The sequence below is a fragment of the Rhizocola hellebori genome (assembly GCF_016862955.1).
Classification (GTDB): Bacteria; Actinomycetota; Actinomycetes; order Mycobacteriales; family Micromonosporaceae; genus Rhizocola; species Rhizocola hellebori.
In genome coordinates this window covers 1-21,109 of record NZ_BONY01000047.1, presented here as the reverse complement: position 1 = coordinate 21,109, position 21,109 = coordinate 1, and the positions used below count along the sequence as shown (strand labels likewise).

Annotated in this window: 17 protein-coding genes; 4 read left to right on the top strand and 13 right to left on the bottom strand. The window is 66.3% G+C overall.

Annotated elements, in window-relative coordinates:
• Positions 1 to 858: 858 nt before the first annotated feature.
• The 11 genes from Rhe02_RS31385 to Rhe02_RS31335 all read right to left on the bottom strand — a co-directional run bounded on the left by Rhe02_RS31385 (position 859) and on the right by Rhe02_RS31335 (position 14,944).
• Positions 859 to 2,421 (bottom strand): phospholipase D-like domain-containing protein, encoded by a 1,563-nt coding sequence (locus tag Rhe02_RS31385; RefSeq protein WP_203912036.1) that lies wholly within the window; start codon positions 2,419 to 2,421, stop codon positions 859 to 861.
• Positions 2,414 to 3,640, bottom strand: coding sequence for a hypothetical protein (locus Rhe02_RS31380; protein ID WP_203912035.1), 1,227 nt, complete (start codon positions 3,638 to 3,640; stop codon positions 2,414 to 2,416). Before Rhe02_RS31380 ends, Rhe02_RS31385 begins: the two co-directional genes overlap by 8 nt.
• Entirely contained in the window at positions 3,637 to 7,053 is a 3,417-nt protein-coding gene (locus Rhe02_RS31375; RefSeq protein ID WP_203912034.1) for a DEAD/DEAH box helicase, read from the bottom strand. Before Rhe02_RS31375 ends, Rhe02_RS31380 begins: the two co-directional genes overlap by 4 nt.
• Positions 7,054 to 7,056: 3 nt before the next feature.
• A complete protein-coding gene (locus Rhe02_RS31370; RefSeq protein WP_203912033.1) occupies positions 7,057 to 8,526 on the bottom strand; it encodes a hypothetical protein in 1,470 nt (489 codons plus the stop codon).
• Positions 8,527 to 8,697: 171 nt separating this feature from the next.
• Positions 8,698 to 9,960, bottom strand: a complete 1,263-nt coding sequence (locus Rhe02_RS31365; protein ID WP_203912032.1) for a HEAT repeat domain-containing protein — start codon at positions 9,958 to 9,960, stop codon at positions 8,698 to 8,700.
• An 11-nt stretch (positions 9,961 to 9,971) separates the two neighbouring features.
• On the bottom strand, positions 9,972 to 11,174 hold the full coding sequence (locus Rhe02_RS31360) for an ERAP1-like C-terminal domain-containing protein (RefSeq protein WP_203912031.1): 1,203 nt from the start codon (positions 11,172 to 11,174) through the stop codon (positions 9,972 to 9,974).
• Positions 11,175 to 11,206: 32 nt separating this feature from the next.
• Positions 11,207 to 12,364, bottom strand: a complete 1,158-nt coding sequence (locus tag Rhe02_RS31355; RefSeq protein WP_203912030.1) for a M1 family metallopeptidase — start codon at positions 12,362 to 12,364, stop codon at positions 11,207 to 11,209.
• A 9-nt stretch (positions 12,365 to 12,373) separates the two neighbouring features.
• On the bottom strand, positions 12,374 to 13,348 hold the full coding sequence (locus Rhe02_RS31350; protein ID WP_203912029.1) for a threonine ammonia-lyase: 975 nt from the start codon (positions 13,346 to 13,348) through the stop codon (positions 12,374 to 12,376).
• 77 nt (positions 13,349 to 13,425) lie between these two features.
• A complete protein-coding gene (locus Rhe02_RS31345) occupies positions 13,426 to 13,821 on the bottom strand; it encodes an SRPBCC family protein (RefSeq protein WP_203912028.1) in 396 nt (131 codons plus the stop codon).
• Positions 13,818 to 14,135 carry an ArsR/SmtB family transcription factor gene (locus Rhe02_RS31340; protein ID WP_239124169.1) on the bottom strand — a complete coding sequence of 106 codons (318 nt, stop codon included), beginning with the start codon at positions 14,133 to 14,135 and terminating at the stop codon, positions 13,818 to 13,820. Before Rhe02_RS31340 ends, Rhe02_RS31345 begins: the two co-directional genes overlap by 4 nt.
• A gap of 104 nt (positions 14,136 to 14,239) precedes the next feature.
• Positions 14,240 to 14,944, bottom strand: coding sequence for an RICIN domain-containing protein (locus Rhe02_RS31335; RefSeq protein WP_239124168.1), 705 nt, complete (start codon positions 14,942 to 14,944; stop codon positions 14,240 to 14,242).
• A 141-nt stretch (positions 14,945 to 15,085) separates the two neighbouring features.
• On the opposite strand from Rhe02_RS31335, the gene Rhe02_RS31330 reads away from it, so the two are divergent.
• From Rhe02_RS31330 to Rhe02_RS31325, 3 genes are all read left to right on the top strand, one after another.
• On the top strand, positions 15,086 to 17,467 hold the full coding sequence (locus tag Rhe02_RS31330; RefSeq protein ID WP_203912026.1) for an ATP-binding protein: 2,382 nt from the start codon (positions 15,086 to 15,088) through the stop codon (positions 17,465 to 17,467).
• Positions 17,468 to 17,565: 98 nt separating this feature from the next.
• Positions 17,566 to 17,691 carry a hypothetical protein gene (locus Rhe02_RS50620; protein WP_275412657.1) on the top strand — a complete coding sequence of 42 codons (126 nt, stop codon included), beginning with the start codon at positions 17,566 to 17,568 and terminating at the stop codon, positions 17,689 to 17,691.
• The gene (locus Rhe02_RS31325) at positions 17,688 to 18,044 is read left to right on the top strand and encodes a hypothetical protein (RefSeq protein ID WP_203912025.1); all 357 of its coding nucleotides are present in this window, start codon (positions 17,688 to 17,690) and stop codon (positions 18,042 to 18,044) included. Before Rhe02_RS50620 ends, Rhe02_RS31325 begins: the two co-directional genes overlap by 4 nt.
• Before the next feature lie 67 nt (positions 18,045 to 18,111).
• Here Rhe02_RS31325 and Rhe02_RS31320 read toward each other — a convergent pair whose 3' ends face one another.
• Complete coding sequence (locus tag Rhe02_RS31320; protein WP_239124167.1) at positions 18,112 to 18,966, bottom strand: Ig domain-containing protein; 855 nt, start codon at positions 18,964 to 18,966, stop codon at positions 18,112 to 18,114.
• A gap of 190 nt (positions 18,967 to 19,156) precedes the next feature.
• Positions 19,157 to 20,329 carry an FAD-dependent oxidoreductase gene (locus Rhe02_RS31315; protein ID WP_203912024.1) on the bottom strand — a complete coding sequence of 391 codons (1,173 nt, stop codon included), beginning with the start codon at positions 20,327 to 20,329 and terminating at the stop codon, positions 19,157 to 19,159.
• A 94-nt stretch (positions 20,330 to 20,423) separates the two neighbouring features.
• Between Rhe02_RS31315 and Rhe02_RS31310 the strand changes: the two genes are divergently transcribed.
• Complete coding sequence (locus Rhe02_RS31310) at positions 20,424 to 21,071, top strand: TetR/AcrR family transcriptional regulator (RefSeq protein WP_203912023.1); 648 nt, start codon at positions 20,424 to 20,426, stop codon at positions 21,069 to 21,071.
• The last annotated feature ends 38 nt before the right edge of the window (positions 21,072 to 21,109 follow it).

The window sequence follows — 21,109 nt, the reverse complement described above, 5'->3', positions numbered from 1 at the left end:
CGAACACGGCCAGCGGCTGGCCGACTCGGTCGGAGCACTGACCTACGCGATACGCGGTAAGCAATCGGGCTACGCCATGCGCGGCTACAAAGCCAACAGGCCGCCGAGCGACCACATCAACCTCGTCTCATTGCTCACGTGGACGGGCATAGGCCTGCACGGCGACTGCGCCAGCGCGCACACCGGATCCCCGGTCACTCACTGGGCGACAGTCCCATCTCTGCCGCATAAACCTGGAGTTCACCCATTCCACAAGCTCGCGGCAAAAGCACTACCAGCACAGCATGAGATCGTCCTGGTCGCGTCGCCCAACGTCGCCGACCCGCGAGCCGCCGCGCCGGGCAATTCCGTACGACAAAGACATTGCCGCCCAGCTCACACGTGCTTGTGCTGGACGACACCTGGGCACAAGGTGGGCACGCCCAGTCCGCAGCCCTGGGACTCCGCGACGCCGGCGCGGATAAGGTCTCGATCCTTACCGCCGCGCGATGGCTTAACCCTGGATTCGGTGACAACAGCGAGTTCGTCAGCAAAAGCCTGACCAGCGACTACAACCCGCATCAGTGCCCCTGGACAGGCGGACAGTGCCCGCCCTAAGAAGGCACCGCCCTGGTCACGTCCTAATCCTCGGGTGCGGGATGTGGACACCCCGCCGATCCTGGCTCTCGTCCATTGCGGCGGGGCGTAGCGCGCATAGTCGACTAGGTTAGATGGTGATCGATTGCCGCGCAAGGGCTGGATGTCGGATTTGAAACTCGGCTGTTGTGAATACCCCAGCGGACCCCAATGTGTTGCGCAGGTCGGATAGCGACTGTTCGAAAGCGTCACTCATCGATCCCTCCGGTGTCTGTTGACAGGTTACCTAGGTGAATGAATTCCCGTGTAGCGGAAAACAGCCGTACAGACACCCCGATCCTGTAATCGGCCACCTCCTCGTTGCGCCTCGCGGACCAGTCGCATAATGGCGTCGCCTCCGCCGGGCGTCGATTCGGGCAACAGCTGATAGGAAGAACCGTTGGGGCGCAATAGAAAACTGCGATCACCCGCCGCGAGCTCGATGGACTTGGCCTTGCCCCGCACCCAGGTTACCGGTCGCTGGCAGGCGCTCTGGTGAAATTGCAGCCATGCCTGCCAGTCGCATTCGATGCCGATCTCGGCGTCCAGCGGCCACGGTGGCATCACGGAGAGCCCGCGAGCGAGCTGATGCGCGGTCGGCTGAGGCGTGTAAGTACGCGTCGCGCAGCTGAGTGCGTGCTGGAAGTAGGCGGTCAGGTCGGCCATCGCCGGTGTTCCATCGAGGCGGGTGCCCACTTCGATGCCGGTGCCCGCGAGCAGGCCGTGATCGCCGTCAAAGTTGGCGGAGAACAGCACGCCGTGTTGGTCATCGGCGATTGCGGCTTTGGCATGGTTGGAGTCGTCGGCGAGAACCTCGACTCCCATATCGTGGAAAAGACCGGCATCACGCCGGTGGCGGTCGCGGTCGTTGAGCGCGCGTACCAGCAGCTCGACTTTGACGCCGCGGGCGACCGCCGCGGTCACCAGATCCAGAACTAGTTGTGGGTTCTCCTGCATGCGGTTGAGGTTGAAGCTGGCGAGCACCAGACGCCGCCGGGCACGATCTATCACGTCCTGGACGCTGTGCAGCAGGCTCGCGCGGCGGGGATCGGTGGCATCGCCTCGGCTGGGTGTGTCGAGATCGTCTGTCCAGACGAGCGCCGCCTCGCCATCGAGCTCTGGATCGGCCACCTTGAAACGGATCTGCGGAAACTCCTTGCGCACGGCCACTCGGTACCCGTCGCCAAAGGCTGGAAGCTCATATTTGCAATCTGTCAGCCACATGCGGGCAAAGAGCCGCGCTAGCCGGGAGACCGAAGGCTGGTGGTTGAGGACGACGCCGACCTCTCCCACCCGGGTGAATGCCCGCGTCTCCAGGTTGGCGCTGCCCACCCAGGCCACCGCGTCATCCACGACGAGGAACTTCGCGTGGCAGTTCTCGTGGCCTCTGACCGCGACACCCTGGTTGGTGAGCGAGATGAACCTCTTTTTCTCCGCCTCGACCTTCTGGCTTATGTCCTCGCGATCCGCGATTTCGGCAAGGCCGCGCTGAAGGCTCGTTTCGGTGAGCCCGCTGATGACGTATACACCGCCGAGTAGGCGACGGGCGGTCTGTGCCAGCAACTCGATCAGTTCATCGTCACCGACGATGAAACTGGTGATGAAGACTTTCTGCTTGGCATTGCGGATGAGCTCGAAGACGGCATCGCGCAGCGTGGGCGCGGAATCCCGATAGGTGCAGCAGAAGCGCCATCCGTCGCTGTCATCGGCTCGATGGTGGAAAGGGCGTTCGACATGCTCTCGAAGCAGGAAGTAACCCTCCTCCGATCGGGTCTCGCTGAGATCAATAGCGCGCGGATCAGGCATAGTCGAAGTGTTCGCTTTCTTTTGCTTGGTACACCAGCGAGTAGAACCTCAATTGCCATGCCCGCGACATGAGACGGGCGATTCCGCCCACCTCCCGGATGCCCGCATGATGCTTGCCGATCGCGCTGTCGCCTGCACCATAGCGCTGGAGGGTCTCCTGCAGCACTCGGTCGAGCCGGATCAGCTGCCGCGCCTCGTCGTCGACGGGTTCCAGGACAAGGGCCATCGTGACATTGAAGTCTGGCTCGCAGATCTCAAGCCCGATTGGCAAGGTGAGCAAACCTTCGCGAGAGAGGGTTTGCGCATGCCGCCCGTCGATGGAGAGCCGCCACGCACCGGAGTGGTCCTGGACAAGCGACGGCCAAGGCGGCTCGGCAAGGCCAAGCGAGCGCATCGCCTCCTCGACGAGGGAAGGCTTTCCGGTCAGTTCGGTGACTGCCCCCGCCCAGCGGCCTATGAGTCCCTTGGCATCGCTCACGTCGATCGTGACACGGTTGGCCTTCTTCGACTTCTTACGTGGGTTCTCTGATGCGTCCAAAAGGGCCTGACTGCGGCCCTCGCCGAGCACAAGCGTCGCCGCGCACAGGAAAACTGGGCACACCGGCACCGGAGGCTCCGGATGGGCGCCCACCATGGCGGTCAGCGGCTCGTCGTCGCCTTCCGTCAGCTCGATGGCGTTGGCCGGTAGGCCCGCGACCCGGCCCTGCCTGACCCGTGCGGAGATAAAGTTTCGGAAGGTCGTGCGGTGAAGCGTCTCCGGTAACGGCGACGCGCCGATCGGTTGCAGCCCAGCCCTTTCCCAAACAGCCAGACCCTCGTGCGCGACGAGAAGCTCATCGGTACCGGGGAGATAAACAAGGTCGACAGAGGCGGTGGTGGTCTTGGCGGCCTTGCGCGGCATCTCCGACGGGTCTTCGGCTGCCGTCGGGCGTAGGGTGCCGTCGCGCCAATCGAGCAGACCCAAGCTGTGCAGCCGGCGGGCAAGGCCGTTGAAGATGAGTGGGGGAAGACCGGTGAACTCCTCGAAGTCTTGCGCGCTCAGGCTTCCCAGCCGGGTGACGGCGGCGACGGCGAATTCGTCGAGCTCGTTGAGTTCAATGGGCTCAGTGAAGGTGATCCTCACGTCACGCCACCAGAGCACGGCCAGACTTGCCGACGTGATATGAAGGGTTGGGCGGTCGGTCGGCGGCGCGTTTTCCGCGCGGCGGTAGGTGGTCACGACTTTTTCCGGGCGGCCGCGGTGGCCCAGTCGATGTTAATTTCCAGCACCCCACGCTGTTCTAGCGCGAACATGTTCGTGAAGAATTGCTCAGCTTTGGGGGTACCGCGCAACGCCCGCAAGGTTGGGCCATGCCCCACCAGCACAAGCGAGCGGCAGGCCCGGGTGCACGCGACATTGAGGCGGTTGATGTTTTGCAGCCATGGCGCCCAGCCTGGTGTGGGTATGGCCGTCCCCTTGCGCGGTGGGGCTTTGGGGTCTTTCGGTCTACCGAAGGTGCGGCAGAACGAGATGACGACGATGTCACTCTGCTGGCCCTGGATGCGGTCGATCGAGTCGACGACCCGGAAGGCGAGGTGAGGAAACCTCGGATATCTTGGATACCCCAGCTTCTGGCGGATCAGCCGGGCTTGGGCGCCGTAGAAAGCCAAGACGCTGATGCTTGTCCGTCCGGGTATGCCGAGCTGGCCCAGCTCGTCGTTCCACCGTCTGCAGACCTCCACCACCCAATCAGCTTCCAGATTATTGATGAAGCTGGTGGTGCCGTGAGGCAAGTCATCCCATGGCCACGCCTGTTTTGACGTGTCGAGGAAGACAAGCGGCGCGCTGAACGATGGTGTGAGCAACGGCTGGGGGCAGTCGGGATCTGAGGGCGGCGGCGACTTGTAGTTCCCGCCGTATACCGGCTCTCTGACCAACTCGGCGATTTCGGCAGGCATTCGCCGCTGCTCGATCAGGCGCGACCGTGGCCCTGTACGTGAGTCGACATGTGCCACGCAACGCTGAAAGAGGCTTGTCACCAAGTGCTCGCGCATCGCCTCCATCAGGTGTCGCTCCGGCTCGGTGTCCTTGCCCAGCAGGTGCTTGACCTGCTCGGCATATATTTGCCGATGAGCTCCAGCCCAGGTGCCCTTGTCTACCAGGCGGTCCGCTATCTGTTCCACATTCTTCTCGCGAAACGGGTGCTGCTCAGCATCTTCGAATGCGCGCCAGAGCCCGCTCAGATGCTTCACGGCGCTGTTGCGGTCGTATCCGGCCTCGCGTTCGCTGAGGTGGATGGCAGCCATCGCGTGGATATGGTGCTCCACACCGGCGTCCACATAGGGCGCAAGCTGTTTCTCGTCGCCGACGAGGATCCATCGATGAGCTCGCAGTGCCGGAATCAGAAACTCGGCGGCGGTGACCTTGCTCGCCTCGTCAACGATCAGGGTGTCATAGTCCAAATCCCGGAAGGTTTTCGCGCCACCGAAACCGGCGGTGGTGGAGCAAATCAGGTTCGCTGCGCTCGAAAGGGCCTTACCCAATACGGCTTGCGCCTTGGCCAGATCGGAAGCCGCGTCGGTGCCATCTGCTCCGATGATTTCGAACCACTGCTGTTGGACAGCTATCCGCGCGGCAAGCTCGGCGTGTTCGGCCTCGATCGCGCGGCGTGCCCTGACCGCCACCGCCTTTGTTGCCAACAGCTCGCCTAGGCCTAGCCTGGAAAGGCTCTGTGTGGCCAGGAGCTGTGCCGCGGCCGCCGCTTCCCGCCTTCGCTCGGCCGCCGCAACGACGGCCTGGTCGGCGTGGGCTTGTTCCAGGCCCGCGGTGACCAGCCGGTCGCGGGCGGCTTCCTGCTCTGCCCGGTGGCGGTAGGCATCCTGATAACGGCCTGTGGTGGCTGCCTTTACCTGTTGGAGTCGCTGCGCTCGGACTTCGAGGCGGGCCATCTCGCCGACACCTATCCTGTCCAGGAATCTGCCGAACCAGCCACGCTCACGCTGGATCAAGGCTAGCCGGCCTGCGATCTCGCGCTCCTGGAAATCAATGCGCCCGAGTTCGTCGCTGTGGTGACGCATCCATGCCAGCAACCGGCCGAGTTCCACCTCGTACCACATAATATGATCGTGACGATATTTGGCCCGCTGCATCGCGTTCTGTCGGGCGGCGGCCAGTTCCTTCTCGGCGCTGTCAAGCTCAGCCTGGCTGGCGAGCCAGCCGTCGACTGCTCCAAGTCTTGCCTGAGCTTGGCTGAGGCTTTCGTTCCACTGAGGCAGCTTGCTTGTTGAGGGTATGCGTAGTGTTCCTGAGACGACCGCGTCATAGCCACTGAGGGTAAAGCGCTGCACATCGTCCGCGACATACTTGTCGTTCCAGGAGAGGCGCAGCGGCAGCACGCCGGGTTCGTCAGCAAGTCGCTGCAGCACCTCGTCGAGCGCGACGTGCGTGGGCGCTGTCAGCAGCACGCGCTCGCCGCGGGCAACCAGGCGGCTGGCGACCTCGGTGATGACCTGTGTCTTACCGGTGCCGGGTGGGCCTTGGACGAAATAGGCGTGCGGCGCGTCCAGCGCCCCGGCAACGGCGAGCCGCTGCTGCTGGTTGAGTTTCCGTCCGGATTGCCTTATCTCCGTTAGCCTTCGGTGGGCCAGCTGCTCGGGGTGGCAAAGCATGATGGCTAGCGCGGTCCAGTTTCCCGCGGTCTTCTCGTCGAGGAATTGGTAGAGCGACGTGAGGTGCCTTCTGTACCGGAATTCGCCCGACTCCGACACGACGACCCGCAGACCGGGCCGTGCCCAGCCCTGCAGTCTTTCGGAGTCACGATGTTGGCTGGAACGGCTGAATACCACAATCTCGTCAACGATGTCGGCCGCCTGCAATACAACGCTGCTCTCCATGTCGCCCGTGGGCCAGATCGCCAGCCGGATCGGGTCTTCCTGAAGCTGGAAGGGCGAGGGTTTGTCGAGCCGCACCACCACCTCGTCGCTGTACTTGTGGTTACGGCCAAACCACTGCGCGCCGTCGAGGAGAGTGCCTTCGGCGGTTGCCTTGTCGCCTTTCTCGGCCCGCTGCTTGGCCAGCTCCAACAGCGTGCGCAGCGAGCCGAAGCGGCGGCGGACGTCGTCTCGAAGCTGGGTGTGCAGCCGTGGCGTCAACCTGACCGTCGTCAGGGTTTCTTCTGCCTCGAATAGCCAACGGCGCCAGTTCACCTCCTCGATGAGGGTATCGAGGTCGCAGGACGGTGTGTCGGCTGCGTTATGCAGCGTCACATTCGATGGGTAGACAGGCATTTGCGACGGCTTCGGCGCGTCGCGTCGCCGGTAGGCCCTGTCCAGCACTGTGATGTCGCCCCAGTGGTTGCGGGACGGCTCGGTGTGCAGGCGCACCTCCAGCTTGCGGGTCATCAGCTGGTAGAAGCGCCGATCTGGTGAGTCGCTGTCGAGCAGCCACGCGCCGAAGATCCCCTGACGCAGCTCATTCAGAACCCTGTCGACTGTCAGCCCAGCCCTGTGAAGCCTGTTATCGAGTTGGTCGAAGACGGCGAAGTCGAGTGAAGGGTCGGCGGAGGCGCGCCGCGACGAGATGAGCTGAGCGCGGAACTCCTCCATCCACGGCGCGGTCAGGTTCCGTTCCCGCACTGGCGTTTTCGTCGCCATGCTCTACTGCCCGCCGCGCAGGAACGCCAGGGCGCGTCTGCACTCCGCCAGGTCCTCGTCCTGATAGTGCAACTGCCAATAGGCCCGCAACACGCGCTGTGCCTTCGCATTGAGCGCAGCAGACTGCGCCATGGTGATGAAGTTCTCGCCATGCGCCAGTACGGAGTTGTTGCGCGCCTTGGCGAGCGCTTCCAGCTCACGAAGGTGCACGTCGCCGTCAAGGCCAGCCAATGCGGCCAGCTTGTCCCCGGTCACGTTCAGCAGGACCGCGGCGGCGAACGGGCCGACCTGGGGTGGAAGCGACCGCTTGACCTGGTCCTCGCGGACACCGTTGACCACCAGTCCGTATGAGTGCTGTAGGGCCTGCCGATCACTTGAAAGGAGGCTCCAATCAGGACTGCCGCAATCGAACCCGCCATGGCTCTGGCTCAGATGCGCTGCCAGACAAAGCTCTATCGTCCGGTACGAGAAAAGGGCCGCAAAGTCGTGCCGGCCCACCCGGCGGTAGTGATCGTCGAGGAGGCTGAAGGTGAGCAGCAGCGCCCGCCGCTCGCCTCGGGCAAGCTCATCGAGGTGGGCAAGCTGATCGTAGATTCGGCGGACATCCGCCTCGGCCAGCTCCCGGCGTGCCACCGACAAGACCGATTGGACGCCTTTGATCGCTTCGGGCAACGCCTCGCGGTCGAGGTCGAGCCACGCCCGGTACAGCGCAGAGAGAGCCTCCATGACACGCGGCTGGTCAGGCTGAACCAGCCGATCACCGAGATCACCGAAGCGAGTGCGGGCCACCTCGAAGTTGCCACTGGTGAACGCCTGCCGTGCGACCTCCATTTCCTGCTCGCCGAAAATCGAGGTCGGATTGTCCAGCAGCAGGATGCGATCGGAACCGGGAAGGGCCTGCCGAAGCCCACCGTCATATTTTCCGTCTACATAGGACAATCGGAGATTGAGTTGCCACGCGGCCAGCGCCGCGCTCGCGCCCATGACTTTGCGGCCGCCCGTGATGTCAATGTAGGCGGTGATCGGCCGGGAGTGGCGCCGCTCCACGATCTCTACCTCATGCCGCACGATGCGGTAAATGTCGAGCGGATTGGTGGCTACACACGCGCTGTGGGAGAAGTCGGCGCCGCGCAAGGGCCCGCCCATCACCAGGTGGTCGTGGATGATGTTGATACTCTCGCCTGCGTCGTCAGAGGTGATCAGCACGAGCCGTTTGGGCCTGAGAATCTTGAATGCCAGCACTACCGGCCGCGGTGACAGACCGGTCATGCATATCAGAAGGTCGATCTCTGTGGGGCGCTCGGGTGGCAGCTGCTCGCGTGCGCTGTCCGCGCATGAGTCAACCAGATGGTCCAGGTAGTAATGGGTTGCCTGCTCATAGGCGCTCCCGCCGCGATAGGACTCCTTTCCTTCGCTGATCCTGCGCATGAAGGCCAGATGCGACGCGAACTGCTCGTCGGCGGTCTCCTCCACGATCGGCCCTCCGAGGGTCTAGCGCTACTATGCTGACGTAACCGCAACATAGTGCCATACATCGCTACGATAGGTGGGCCTCGGCGGGACTTCGCGACCAGTCCAAGGCCGCCAAAGAGAGTGTGTCCGGCTCTTGGGCCGATGTGACGGGGTAGGGCCCTAATCGTGCCGTCAGATCGGCAAGGTGCCGTTGGGTACGCCGTACTGGCGGCCGAACTTGGTCAGGGCAAGCAGACCGTGTCCGTGGACCTGGGTCTGAGCGCCAATGCTGTCGGGTGACACAGACATCGCCGCCGCCACCATCAACGCGTCGCAATACGTCCCTTCGACGTCATCCTCGTCGTCCTCCTCGAAGGAGAGGGTCTTGCCCTGTTCCACCGGTAGCCTCGGTCCGGCCTCGTTGTGGCGATCATCCTGGTCATAGGCGCGTATCAACTCGCCGCCCTGGCAGATCACCCAGGAGCCGGATCCGGTCTGCGCGTCGTGCCAATAGCACTGCGCCTGACCGAACCGTTCGCTGAGCTCGCGGCAGGCTCGCACCGTTTCGGCCCAGTCTGCGTCCGCGTAGGCGTACCACGGTCCCATCACGAGGGTCCAGCCGTCGAGGCGGGGTGTAAGGAACACCCGGCCCATCCGCTGGTTGTCGTCGGCCATGCCGTGGCCGTCACAGTAGAACGCGGCGAAGCCGAGCGTCATCGTTGCCGGGCGTGGGGTGGACAGGTCGAGCGCTTCGCAGATCGCGCGGTGGTCGCTGGTGGGCAGCGCCAGCCAGCTGCCGCAGGTGCCGCAGCCCTCGATCGGTTCGGCCGCCTCACGGGTGAGCTTGATGCGGATCAGGCGCTCCACGGCGGCCCGATCGGAATCGCTGAACGCCTGTTCGCCTGCCACCTCGGCGATCGCACGCAGCGCGCCTGGGCGCAGGTGCCCGGGACCGCTGCGGCGGACCTGTTGCAGCAGCGGCAGGACGTCCTCGCCCAGCGCGGCCATCGCCCAGACGGCCCGTTGCCGTACCTCGTCGTCGGGGGCCGCCAGCAGCGGCAAAAGGTCGGGCAGCGCCGGCAGTCCAGCCTCCTTGCAGTACTGCACGCCCAGCGCGGCCTCCTCACGCACCCGCGGATGTTCGTGCGAGAGTGCCCGCGCATACAGGTCGATCACCTCCGCACCGAAGCCCGCGAACGCCCAGGCACACCGACGCAGCGTCTCCGGCGACGCGGCGACCGCGATCGCCTCGACCACCGGCCAGAACGCCGGCCGGCCAATCCCGCGCAGGATTACCCCCGCGTCTGACCAGGAAACCGGCGACTGCTCGTCGAGCAGGCTCGCCACCAGCGGGGCGACCGCAGGCTCGCCGACCTGCTTAAGGTCCTTGATCGCCTCGAGGCGAGCCTTCTCACCCCGGCCGGACAGCTGCGATATCAGGTCATCCACCGCCATGGGCAGCGACCCTACCGTGGCGGGTGACCACGGTCGTCCAGCTCGTCCTCCCAGTGCCGCCTGAGCACGGCGGGCAGGTCGGCGCGCAAGGCCTCGCTTACCAGCTCCAGTTCCTCGACGGTCAGCGGGAAGGCAGGGAAGGCCCGGCCGACGGCGGCAGCGAACGCCGACCCGCGCCGGGCAAGCGTTGGAGCGACCGCGACATAGGCGGCAATGTAAGGCGCGACAAGCTCTCTTTGCGACAGTGACCAGAGCCCGGCCGCCAGCGCCCGGAATCGGTGCACGGACACGTTGGGATCCTCGGTCATCGCCGCCCAGGCTGCCGATTTCGCCTCAGCTGTGGGGCGGGCGGCCAGCGCGGTGACGGCGCCGAGGTCGCCCTCGGCGGTGCCGTCCCGCAGCCGTTCGGTCTCGATCTCGGGCGCTTCCAGGCCACCCAGCTCGGCCAGCCGGTGTACGACAGCCCAGCGCAGTTGCGGGTCCAGGGCCAACCCCCGATCGGTGGCGTCGGCGTCCAGCCAGCGCCGCAACAGCGTCGCGTCGCTTGTGGCCCAAGCGAGCCCGCGCGCCAGCGCGACCGCCCGCTGCTCGTCGGTGTCGCTGGGGAGTGTGCACGCCGCGGCGACCGTCTCAAGCGCGGCGGCTACTTGTGAGGGTGGTAGTACGCGGCGCACCAAGTCGTTGCGGGTCCGGTCGAGGGCGGCAGTCACCAAGGTAGGCGACGACTCGAGCGGCAGTTGGCGGGTCAGCAGTTCCAGGTGTGCAGCCGGCGGAACCCGGTCCAGCGCGGTGGCCCACAACACCGCCCGGGTAAGCGGATCGGGCAGCGCGGTCAGCGCATGCGTGATGCTGTTGTAGGACAACGCGTCCAGCTCGATGCGGGCGAAGGTCTCGCCACCCGAATTGGGCACAACGACAAGGCCTGCCCATTCCGGCAGCTGCAGTGGCTCGTCGGCGAGGTCGACCAGCCGCGAGCCGACCGGCTCCAGCGACGTGGAGTATGCCGTGACGGTGAACCGGTGTGGCCGCACGCCGTCGCGGGTCAGCACCGGAACGTCGCCGACGCGCGAGACCCGGATGGTGTCGTGTCCCGACTGGCGCAGCCACACTTGGGCCCAACCGCGCACGTCGCGCGGCGAAGCCGCGTCGAGTGCCGAGAGCAGATCCTCCAGCGTGGCGTTGGCGAACCGGTGCCGGGACAGGTGCGCGTTCACCCCGGCCAGGAAATCCGTTGCTCCTAGCCAGGTCACCAGTTGCCGAACGCGGCGTTGCCTTTGCCGTACGAAATATTGTCGAAGATCGTCGTGCCGGCGTCCACGTCGGGCACGTCCTCGGCGGCTGGCGCGACCGGGTGCGTGGAACGGCGCCGGTCGGCCAGGAACGCGGCGGGCTTGTGGCCGGCCTCGAACGACACCCGGGTGCCCGCGTACCCGGCCGCGGTCTCGGCCACCTCGAACCCCATGTAATCCGCGAACGACTCGTTGAGCCACGCGTCCTGCCACCACACGGGGGAAACCAAGTCGGCGAACCACATGTGCGACATCTCGTGCGCGATCACCATCGCGCGGCGCCGGCGGTCATCGTCGGTGACCCTGCGCCGCGGCAACATGGCTTCGTTGAAGGTGACGCACCCCGGGCACTCCATCGCTCCCCAGTTGAGCTCGGGCACGAAGACCTGGTCGTAGGAGTCGAACGGGAAAGGCTCGGTGAAGATTTCGGCGTAGTGGTCGAAGCAGACTTCGGTCACCCGCCGCAGCTCTGCGGCATCGCGCTCCAGCTCGGCGGCCAGCGAGCGGCGGGCGTGCCATCCCATGGGCACGCCGCGGTGCTCCCACCGCACCGAGTGATACGGCCCCGCCACGACCACGAACAGATCGCACGGGATCGGCGGCGTGGTGGCGAATCCGAACCGGCCCCCACCAACGGCCGTGGACAACCCGTTGGACAGGACAGTCCAGGCCGGATCTGCGGTCACGCTGAGCGTGATGGGCCCCTTGAGATCGAGCTGATCGAAGCAGGCGAAGAGGCGCTGGGTGATGTCCAGGCCGAGATATCCGCCGACGTACCGCTGCCCGTCCACCGGGTCGGTGAAGGTGTGTAGACCTTCGCCGTCGGTGACGTATCGCAGCCGCGCGTCAACGACCACTTCGTGCGGCCCTGGGGCCAGGCCGTCCAGCCGGATACGGCTTCCGTCGTAGGCCGGCGCAACGGTCGTGCCGTCCAGCGTCACCTCAAGCGATTCGGCCCGGTGCAGCTCGAGGAACGTATCGCCACCATGGGTACTGAACCGCACGGCGACCCGGCTACGGAAGGCCTCCGGCGACGTCAGGTCGAGCGCGAGATCGTAGGAGACCTCGGAGATCATGGCAGCCCGAGCACGGGCCTCGTTCAGGGTCAACGACACCCCGACAGGCTACGCGGCGCCCTGGCCTACGGTGCTGACCCAGCCGGCCAGGTCTGAGTAGGACACGTTGCCGCCGCAGATGAGCAGCCCGAGCGTGATGTCCGGACCTACCTGCTCGATGACACGGCTGGCGGCCGCGATGAGGCAGCCCGATGCCGGTTCGGCCCAGAGTTTCGCGTGTTCGGCGAGGGTGAGCACGCCCTTGACCGCTTCGGCGTCGGGTACCACGAGGACCTCCTGGACCAGCGCCTGGACGTGGGCGAGGGTCCGGTCGGTGGCGTAGGGTGCGGCCAGCGTCGAGCAGATCGAGGAGATGGTGACCGGCACCGGCTTGCCGTTGGTCATGGCCTGGCTCATCGCTTCTGCGCCAACGGTTTCCACGCCCCACACCCGAACGTGTGGCAGCAGGGATTTGATGGCCGTCGCTGTTCCGGAGATGAGTGCGCCGCCGCCGATGCTGACGATCACGTCGGTCAAGCCGGGTTTGTCCTCGGCGAACTCGAGGCCGGCCGTGCCGTGCCCCGCGATGATCAGCGGATCGTCGTAGGCGTGAATGTAGGTGTGCCCCTGGGCGCTGATCTGCTCGGCCTGCTCGAAGGCCGCGGCGGAATTGTGCGCGAGCAGCAGGGTGGCGCCGCTGGCGCGGACAGCGGCGATCGAATGGGCAGGAGCCGATTGCGGCATGACGATGGTGGCGGCGAAGCCCAGCTGCTGGGCGATCTGGGCGAGAGCCCGGCCGTGGTTTCCGCCGCTGACCGTGACCACGCCCGCACCCAGCTCGGCCGGTGTCAGCGACAGCACCTTGTTGGTGATTCCCCGCGGTTTGAAACACCCGCTGCGCTGCAAGTTTTCCAGCTTGAGCGAGACCGGGACGCCGAGCACGGCGGTCAGGCCGGGACTGTCCACCGCGGGTGTACGCAGGACGTGCGGCCCGATCCTGGCCGCGGCCGCGCGTACGTCGTCTACCGAAATGAGTTCTTGCACACCACATGCTCGCCCGAGATCGCGGCCACCGCAAGGCGGTTGGCTAACTTAGCCGCTGGCGCAGCCTGTCGGCGTCCCTACAAGCAGGACGGGAGCCGGTCCAGGCAATCGTTCCAGCCTTGCGCGTGGGAGTCGCGTTCCTCGGCGGTGGCGAGGCGGTCGTGGCGCAGGCTGAGCACTGTCTTGCCGTGCGAGGCCTCAAAATCGACGGTGACAAGGCTTTCCGCATCGTCGCCGTCCCATTGCCAGGTGAACACCAAACGGTGCGTAGGCACTACTTCGCGATAGACGCCACTGACGGCCATCCCGGTGCCCTCTATACGGTAGGCCCCACCGACACGCACGTCGGCGCTGACGCGAGGTGAAAGGCGCTCGGGCCAGAACCATGCGGTGAGGGCGGAGGGCTCGGTGAACGCCGCCCACACCCGTTCCGGTGGGGCGGGTAGAACTCGGGTGATTTGAACGCTGGTCATTGGGTCTCCAAGAATCGCTCAAGGTTGTCGATGCGCTCTGTCCAGAACTCATGGTGCTGTTGGAGCCAGACGCTCGCCTCGCGCAGCGAGCCGGCCGCCAGGGTGCAGACTTGCGTGCGGCCGTCCCGGCGTTGGGAGATGAGACCGGCCCGGCGCAAAACGGTCAGGTGTTTGCTGATCGCCGGCAGCGTCATGCTGTGCGGCGCGGCCAGTTCGCCGACGGTGCGGGCGCCTCCGGCCAGTTCGGACAGCATGGCCCGGCGGGTCGGGTCAGCCAGCGCCGCGAATATTTCGTCGAGACAACTATTAACCACTTGGTGAAGTATAGGAGGGCCGTCCCCGGAGGACAAGGTCCCGCAGCGGCGGATGCATGATGTCGCGGTAGCCCCGGCGCACGCCGGGGCTACCGTCAAAGATGTCAGTAGGCGATTGCCCATTCCTCGTTGAAGGGCAGGCTGTAGTCGCAGGTGTACTGGACGGCGCTGGCGTTGTTGGCGACGCTGGCACCGGAGACGGTCAGGCACTTACCGCTATTTCTGTTGATGGGGTGCCAATAGATACCGGTGCCGTATACGTCGTAGACGTACCATTCCTCGTTGTATGGGGAGTTGTATTCGCAGGTGTACTGGACAGCTCCGGCGTTGTTGGCGCCACTAGCACCTGAGATCGTCAGGCACTTGCCGCTGTGGGCGTTGATGACATGCCACCAGTTGCCCGTCCCGTAAACGTCTTCGAAGTACCAGTCCTCGTTGTGGGGGGCGGAATAGTCGCAGGTGTACTGGACGGCGCCGGCGTTGTTGGCGACGCTGGCACCGGAGACCGTCAGGCATTTGTCGCTGTGGCGGTTGATGAAATGCCACGGTCCGCTCAGCGCGGCGGTAGACCGTCCCGTCTGCTTGGCGAACAGGTCGCGCATGGCCAGCTGCTGGGACGAAAGCGCTGTCGGATACGGTCCCACCGATGCGGGACCAACATCGAGAGCTTTGGTGATGGTGTCGTTTCCGGCACCGCTCGGCCGATCGGCCGCTTGAGCCGCTGTGCCCGTCGCCGCGACGAGGCCGGCCGCGACGGTGGCGGCCACGGCGAATCCGGCCAGGACGCGCCGGAGGGTTGGTTCGCGCAAGGTCCTCTCCTGTCATTTGCGAGCCCCGCTCTGGTGCGAAGCGCCTGGCGACGATCGTCGGCCGGGGGAGGCGATTCGGGCGCGCTTCCCGGACTCCATCGAACATGGCCGTACAAACGTTCGTCGATATATCCTCTGCGTGTGACGTCTGGGGGGACGGTGGGAGGCGGCTGGGATCGGTCGGCAACCGGCCCGCTGTTGGCGGGGACAGCGAACGCGCGCAGCTTGCCGGACCTGGCCGAGCTTCTGCGCGAGCTCCGGCGCCGCGACGCTCGGGAGCGCCGCAGCGCCCCCTTCACCTATCGCGAACTGGCCAGCAAGACCGGCTGGTCGTTCACGGTCATTTCGGATTACTTCGCGGGCCGGGTACTGCCGCCCACCGACCGGTTTGACGATCTGATCCGGCTGCTCGGCGCGACGCCCGCGGAGCAGGGCGCGCTGGCCACGGCCCGCGATCGGGTAGAAGAGCTGCGCCGGCGAGGCAATGCCGCGCTCGGGAAGCGGGCGCATCCGAGGCCGACGGTCCCGCGGCAACTGCCCGCGGCCGTAAGGCATTTCACCGGTCGCGAGGACGAGCTCGCGGTCCTCGACGGCGTGGCCGCCCGGGCCGCCCAAACCGGTGGCACTGTGCTGATTTCGGCGATCGCGGGGACAGCGGGCGTCGGCAAGACCACCCTGGCGATCCACTGGGCGCATCGGGTACGCGACCGGTTCCCCGACGGGCAGCTGCACGTCAACCTGCGCGGATTCGACCCGGGGGGCCGGATAGTGCCGCCCGCCGACGCCTTGCTCGGATTCCTCACCGCACTCGGGGTCATGCCACAAGCCGTCCCCGCCGGCCTGGACGACCGGGCGGCGCTGTACCGCAGCCTGGTGGCAGACAAGCGCATCCTCGTGGTGCTCGACAACGCGCGCGACGCCGAGCAGGTGCGCCCGCTGCTGCCCGGCACGGCCGGATGCGTGGCAGTTGTCACCAGCCGCAACCTGCTCTCCGGGCTGGTCGCCGTCGAGGGCGCCGAACCCCTTGCGCTGGACCTGCTTTCCGCGGGGGAATCGCGCGAGCTGCTGTCGCGCCGGCTCGGCCAGGACCGGACAGGAGCCGAACCGGAGGCGGTGGACCGGATCGCCGCCGCCTGTGCGCGGCTGCCGCTCGCGCTGGCCATCGTCGCGGCCCACGCCGGCCTTCATCCCACGCTCCCACTGCGCAGCGTCGCCGATCAGCTTTCCGGCATGCGCGACCGGCTCGACGCCTTCACCGGCCAAGATCCGTCAAGCGACGCACGCGCCGTGTTCTCCTGGTCCTACCACGCGCTGGATCCGGCCGCCGCCCGCCTGTTCCGGCTGCTCGGGTTGCACCCCGGGCCGGATGTGTCGATTTCGGCCGCGGCCAGCCTCGCCGCGCTGCCGGTCGATCAGACGAGCGAGGCGCTGTTCGCTCTGGCCGCCGCGCACCTGACCTCTGAACCGAACCGGGGCCGGTATGTCCTTCATGACCTTTTGCGTGCGTACGCCGCCGAGCTGAGCCGCACCGAAGACTCCAATGTGGAACGATCCGCCGCGGTGGACCGGATGCTCGACCACTACCTGCATACCGCGCACGGCATCGCGCTGATGCTGAACCCGAGCCGCCCACCGATCGCCCTCAGCGCCGTCGCACCGGGGGCGAAGGTGGAAACGCTGACCGACCCGAAGCAGGGCCTGGCCTGGCTCGCCACCGAACATCAGGTGCTCGTCGGGAGCGTGGAGCTGGCCGCCGGGGCGGGCCAAGACTTTCGTGCGTGGGCGCTGGCATGGTCCATCGTGGAGTACCTCGACAGGCATGGGCACTGGCCGGTTTACGCCCGCACGCAGGAGATCGCGCAAGAGGCCGCCAAACGGCTGGCAGACCCGGCCGCGCTCGCCTATTCGCACCGCTGCCTCAGCTCGGCCTGCATCCGGCTGGGCCGCTACGACCAGGCGCTTGACCAGCTGCGGCAGGCGCTGGCCGTGTCCACCACGCTGGGGGACAGCCTCGGCCAGGCCGCCGCGCACCTCGATCTGTCTTTCGCCCACAACGCGCAGCGACGGCACGCCGACGCCCTGCGCGAGTCCCAACGTGCCCTTGACCTTTTCCGTACGTTGGGAAGACGGCGCGGCGAAGCCCGGGCACTCAACGCGATCGGCTGGTGCCACACCCAGCTTGGCGACCACGAGCAGGCGGTCGTCCACTGTGAGAATGCGCTCGCCGTGCTGCGCGAGCTCGACGACCGACACGGGCTCGGGCTCACCTATGACAGCCTGGGTTACGCCCACCACCAGCTCGGCGATCACAGCCGGTCGGCCGCCTGCTTCCAGGAGGCGATCGGGCTGTTCGCCGACCTCGGTGACCGTTACGACCAGGCCGATTCGATGACCCGGCTTGGCGACGTCTGGCGCGCTAAGGGTGACTACGACGCCGCCCGCGACCTATACGAGCAGGCATTGGCGATCCTCGTCGAGCTCGGCCATCCGAACGCGGCCCACGTGCGAGACCGGCTCGGGTGACGTACCACGGCGCCATCAATCAGAAATCAATCGCCATGAAAACGGGCGCCGCGATGCTTGCCGCACTGTACGTCGATTCGATGAGAAAGGAGCACGAAATGATCAAGCGGATACTGGTAACGCTTGCCATAGCGGCCACGGCGTTCGCCGGTGTGGTCGCGGCGCCCAGCGCGGCGCACGACCCGGTAGCCATTTGCCCCCACCACAAGTGCCACACACCGTGATCAGCCGAAGCCAGGCCTTCGGGCCCCGGATCGCCTTCGTGGCCGCCGTGGCGGCAGCCCTGATCGGCTTCACCTCAACCGCGGCCTACGCCGTTTACGACGCCTTCCACGGCGAAGACGAAGCCTGGATCATCGGCGGGGGAGTCACCCTGTGGGTCCAAGACAACGAGTGCGACAACCATGGCGTTTACGGGGAAGCCACCTGGGACAACAACCTTAGCTACATGTCGGTTCACGACTCGGACGGATGCGGCGGGAATTACGCCTTCGCGAACACCTTCAACGGCCATCCCATCCAGAAATTCCGGGTCTGCGAGATCTCAAAGGGATGCAGCGCCTGGCGAGTCGTCTAGGGCGCCACAGAGTTCGGGGCGGACGTGTATACGTCCGCCCCTTGTCGGCGTTTGGGTTCAGTGGGATTCAGCAGCGTGGACAGCGATCCCGAAAGATAGTCCACTGAAATTGGGCACTTGAGGTGGCGCCGGTGGCATCGACTGCGGTGACAGTGGTCGCGTAGATACCCGCCCGAGCGGTGCCGCTGATCAGGCCGGTGCTGGAGTTGATTGACAGGCCGGTGGGCAGCCCGGTGGCGGACCAGGTGTACGGGGCTGTTCCGCCGGTCGCCGTCATTTGCAGCGTTCCGTACACAAGCTCGATCCCCTGCAGGTTGCCGGGGTTGGTCACGGCAAGCGGCGTGGCCGGCGGGGTCGACGGTCCGCAACCGATGTAGACGGGGTAGGTGACGATGGTGAGCGAGACCGACGGCGGGGTCAGGTCATAGCGAGCCAATGTCGCGCCGACGACTCCGGTGTACACACCCGCATTGCAGGTCGAAGTTTCGGCGGTGCCGTAGAGGACCGGCACATAGGCGGTAGTTACGGTGCGGTTGGCCACCCGGTCAGCCCCGCGGTACAACTCCACCGTGAGGACACCCAGGTGTATGTAGGCGTCGCAGAACACGAAGCCGTCGACGTAGATGTGCGCGCCGGCGGCACCTCCCCCGTAGGGAGCGGTGAAGTCGAGGTAGCAGTTGACCGCGGCTATGGCGCTGCCGGAAGCAGCCTTGCCGGCCTTGGCATCCGGCGCGCCGAGGGTCATCAGCTTGCCGTTGCCGCGGGCAGCCATCGCCAGGATCTGTTCGGTGGTCGCCAATCGCACGGTCGGTGAGACAGCACCGGCGGCGAGCGGCGTGGCCGCGGCGTCGGGCCCGGTGGGCGCGGCCTGAGCGGGATTCGACGTCCCGACCATGACGCCGGTCAAAATGAGTGCGGTCAATGGGGCAGCGGCTCGAAGCCAGCTCCTCCTAAGCAAATTGGTCACACCTCTCGCAATTCATGGATAGAGTCCCGGACGCGCCGACCGTAGCGATGACCTCTGGATCGTTGCTGGACGGCGGCTGGAACCGGACTGGCCGCCCACGGCCCGAATCGGCGCGCGCTCGGCTTGGGACTGTCCGATCTGGACGTTACTTCCGATGGTGGCCCGATGCGTGGAGCTGTGCGGGTTCGTGGCTGTACAGCCATGCGGTGGCCCTCTCATAGAACAGCGGCACGAACAGGCGCATCACGGCGGCTTGGAGCTGCCTCTTGAGCGGCCCTGCCCGCTTGATGCCGCGGTTGTCCTCGGCCGCGTCCAGGAGCTTGACGATCCGTGGACGCCGCTCGCTGTCATACGCCTTCAGCGCGGCGGCGACCGTCGGTTGCGTCTGCAATGCGGCGGCGAGAGTGAGCGCGTCCTCGATCGCCATCGATGCGCCTTGGCCCGCGCCGACCGGATGGGCGGCGTCTCCGATCAGCACAGTCCGGTCGCTGTGCCAGGTCGCCACCGGATCGAGGGCGTGGAAGATGACCGGTGGATGCAGGCGGGTGGTCGCCGCGATGACCGCCGACGGCACCTTCTCACGCTGGAAGTGCTGCTCTGCGCGCCGCAGCCATTCCGCTTCCGGCACGCCGTGGCGGTCCGGCTCGATCGGGTCGGAGATCTGTGCCTGCCACCAGATCTCGCCGTCGCCGGCGGCCAGGTGGATGAAGGCGCCGTTGCGGGCGAAGGTCAGGTTGAACACCCCCGGATCCACTCCGTCCATGCTGGACACGCCGGAGAGCGCATAGAGCCCGGCGTACTCGGGCGTGGGCGCAGCCGCGTGGAGCTGACCGCGTGCCGTCGACCAGATGCCATCGGCCGCGACCAGCAGGTCGGCGCTGTCGCGTAGGCCGCTGGCGAACTCGGCGGCCACGCCGTCGGCGGTCTCGGTCACTTGGACGGCACGCTCTCCGGTGACGATCCGCGCCCCGGCCGCGATGGCCGCGTCTCGCAATGTCGCCACCAGGCGCCCGCGCATGAGAGTGACGCTGTGCAGCGTGTCCGAGCTGCGTCTGCCGCGCGGCACGTCGCCGAGCAGCCGGCCACCGGCCGACCACATCCGCTGTCGCGGCACATCGATGCCCGCCGCCTGGACCTGCGCCAGGCAACCGAGCACTTCCAGGCAGCGCAGGCCGTTGCTGGCCAGGCTGACGAACGAGCCGATGTCTCCAGCTGGATCGCCGTACGCCTCGTAGACGGTGACGTCGAGGCCGACCTGCCGCAGCGCCAGGGCCGCCGCAGATCCGCCGACTCCGCCACCAATGATGATCGTTCGCACGCGAGCTCCTTGAATTGAAATTCACTGAATATAAGTTCAGTGAAAGTATGTTCGATACGATGGGTGCGGTCAACCTGATTGCGGAAGGACATCCATGGCCCGAGCCACAGCCACCACCGCGAAGGCGAACACGCGCAAGGCGCAAGCCGCCGAGACGCGTGCCGCGCTGCTGGCCGCCGCCCGCCGGGTGTTCAGCGAGCGCGGCTACCTCAACACCAAGATCACTGATGTCACCGCCGCGGCAGGCCGCTCCACCGGCTCGTTCTACGAGCACTTCGCCGACAAGGAACAGCTGCTGCAGGCCATGATCGCCGAGATGGAAGCCTCGGCCGACGCGCACTTGGCCCAACACGACCATCCCAACGATCACGACCTGACCGACCGGGCGCAGTTGCGCGAGCACATCGCCATCGCCTGGACGGTGATGCGCGAACACCGCCCGGTCACCGTTGCCCAGTTCCAGTCGATGATCGCCGCCGATCCCGGTTCCGGCCGGGCCTGGCAGAGCCTGCTCGAACAGACCACCACGCTGCGCGAACACCTGGAATACTCACGCGCGCAAGGGCATCCGCTGCCCGGCGAGCCGCAGCTGATCGCCGCGGCCATCGGGGCAATGCTCGGCATGCTCGGATATGCGACACCGGCAACCGTCCAGCCCAAGGACGACGACCGGATCGTCGACGCCCTCACCGACCTGCTGCACTCCGGGCTGACCGGTCCACGCCAGACCTCGCCCCAGTAGCTTTTGCGCTAGTTCGTGTGGTCGCGCGCCAGGATTCC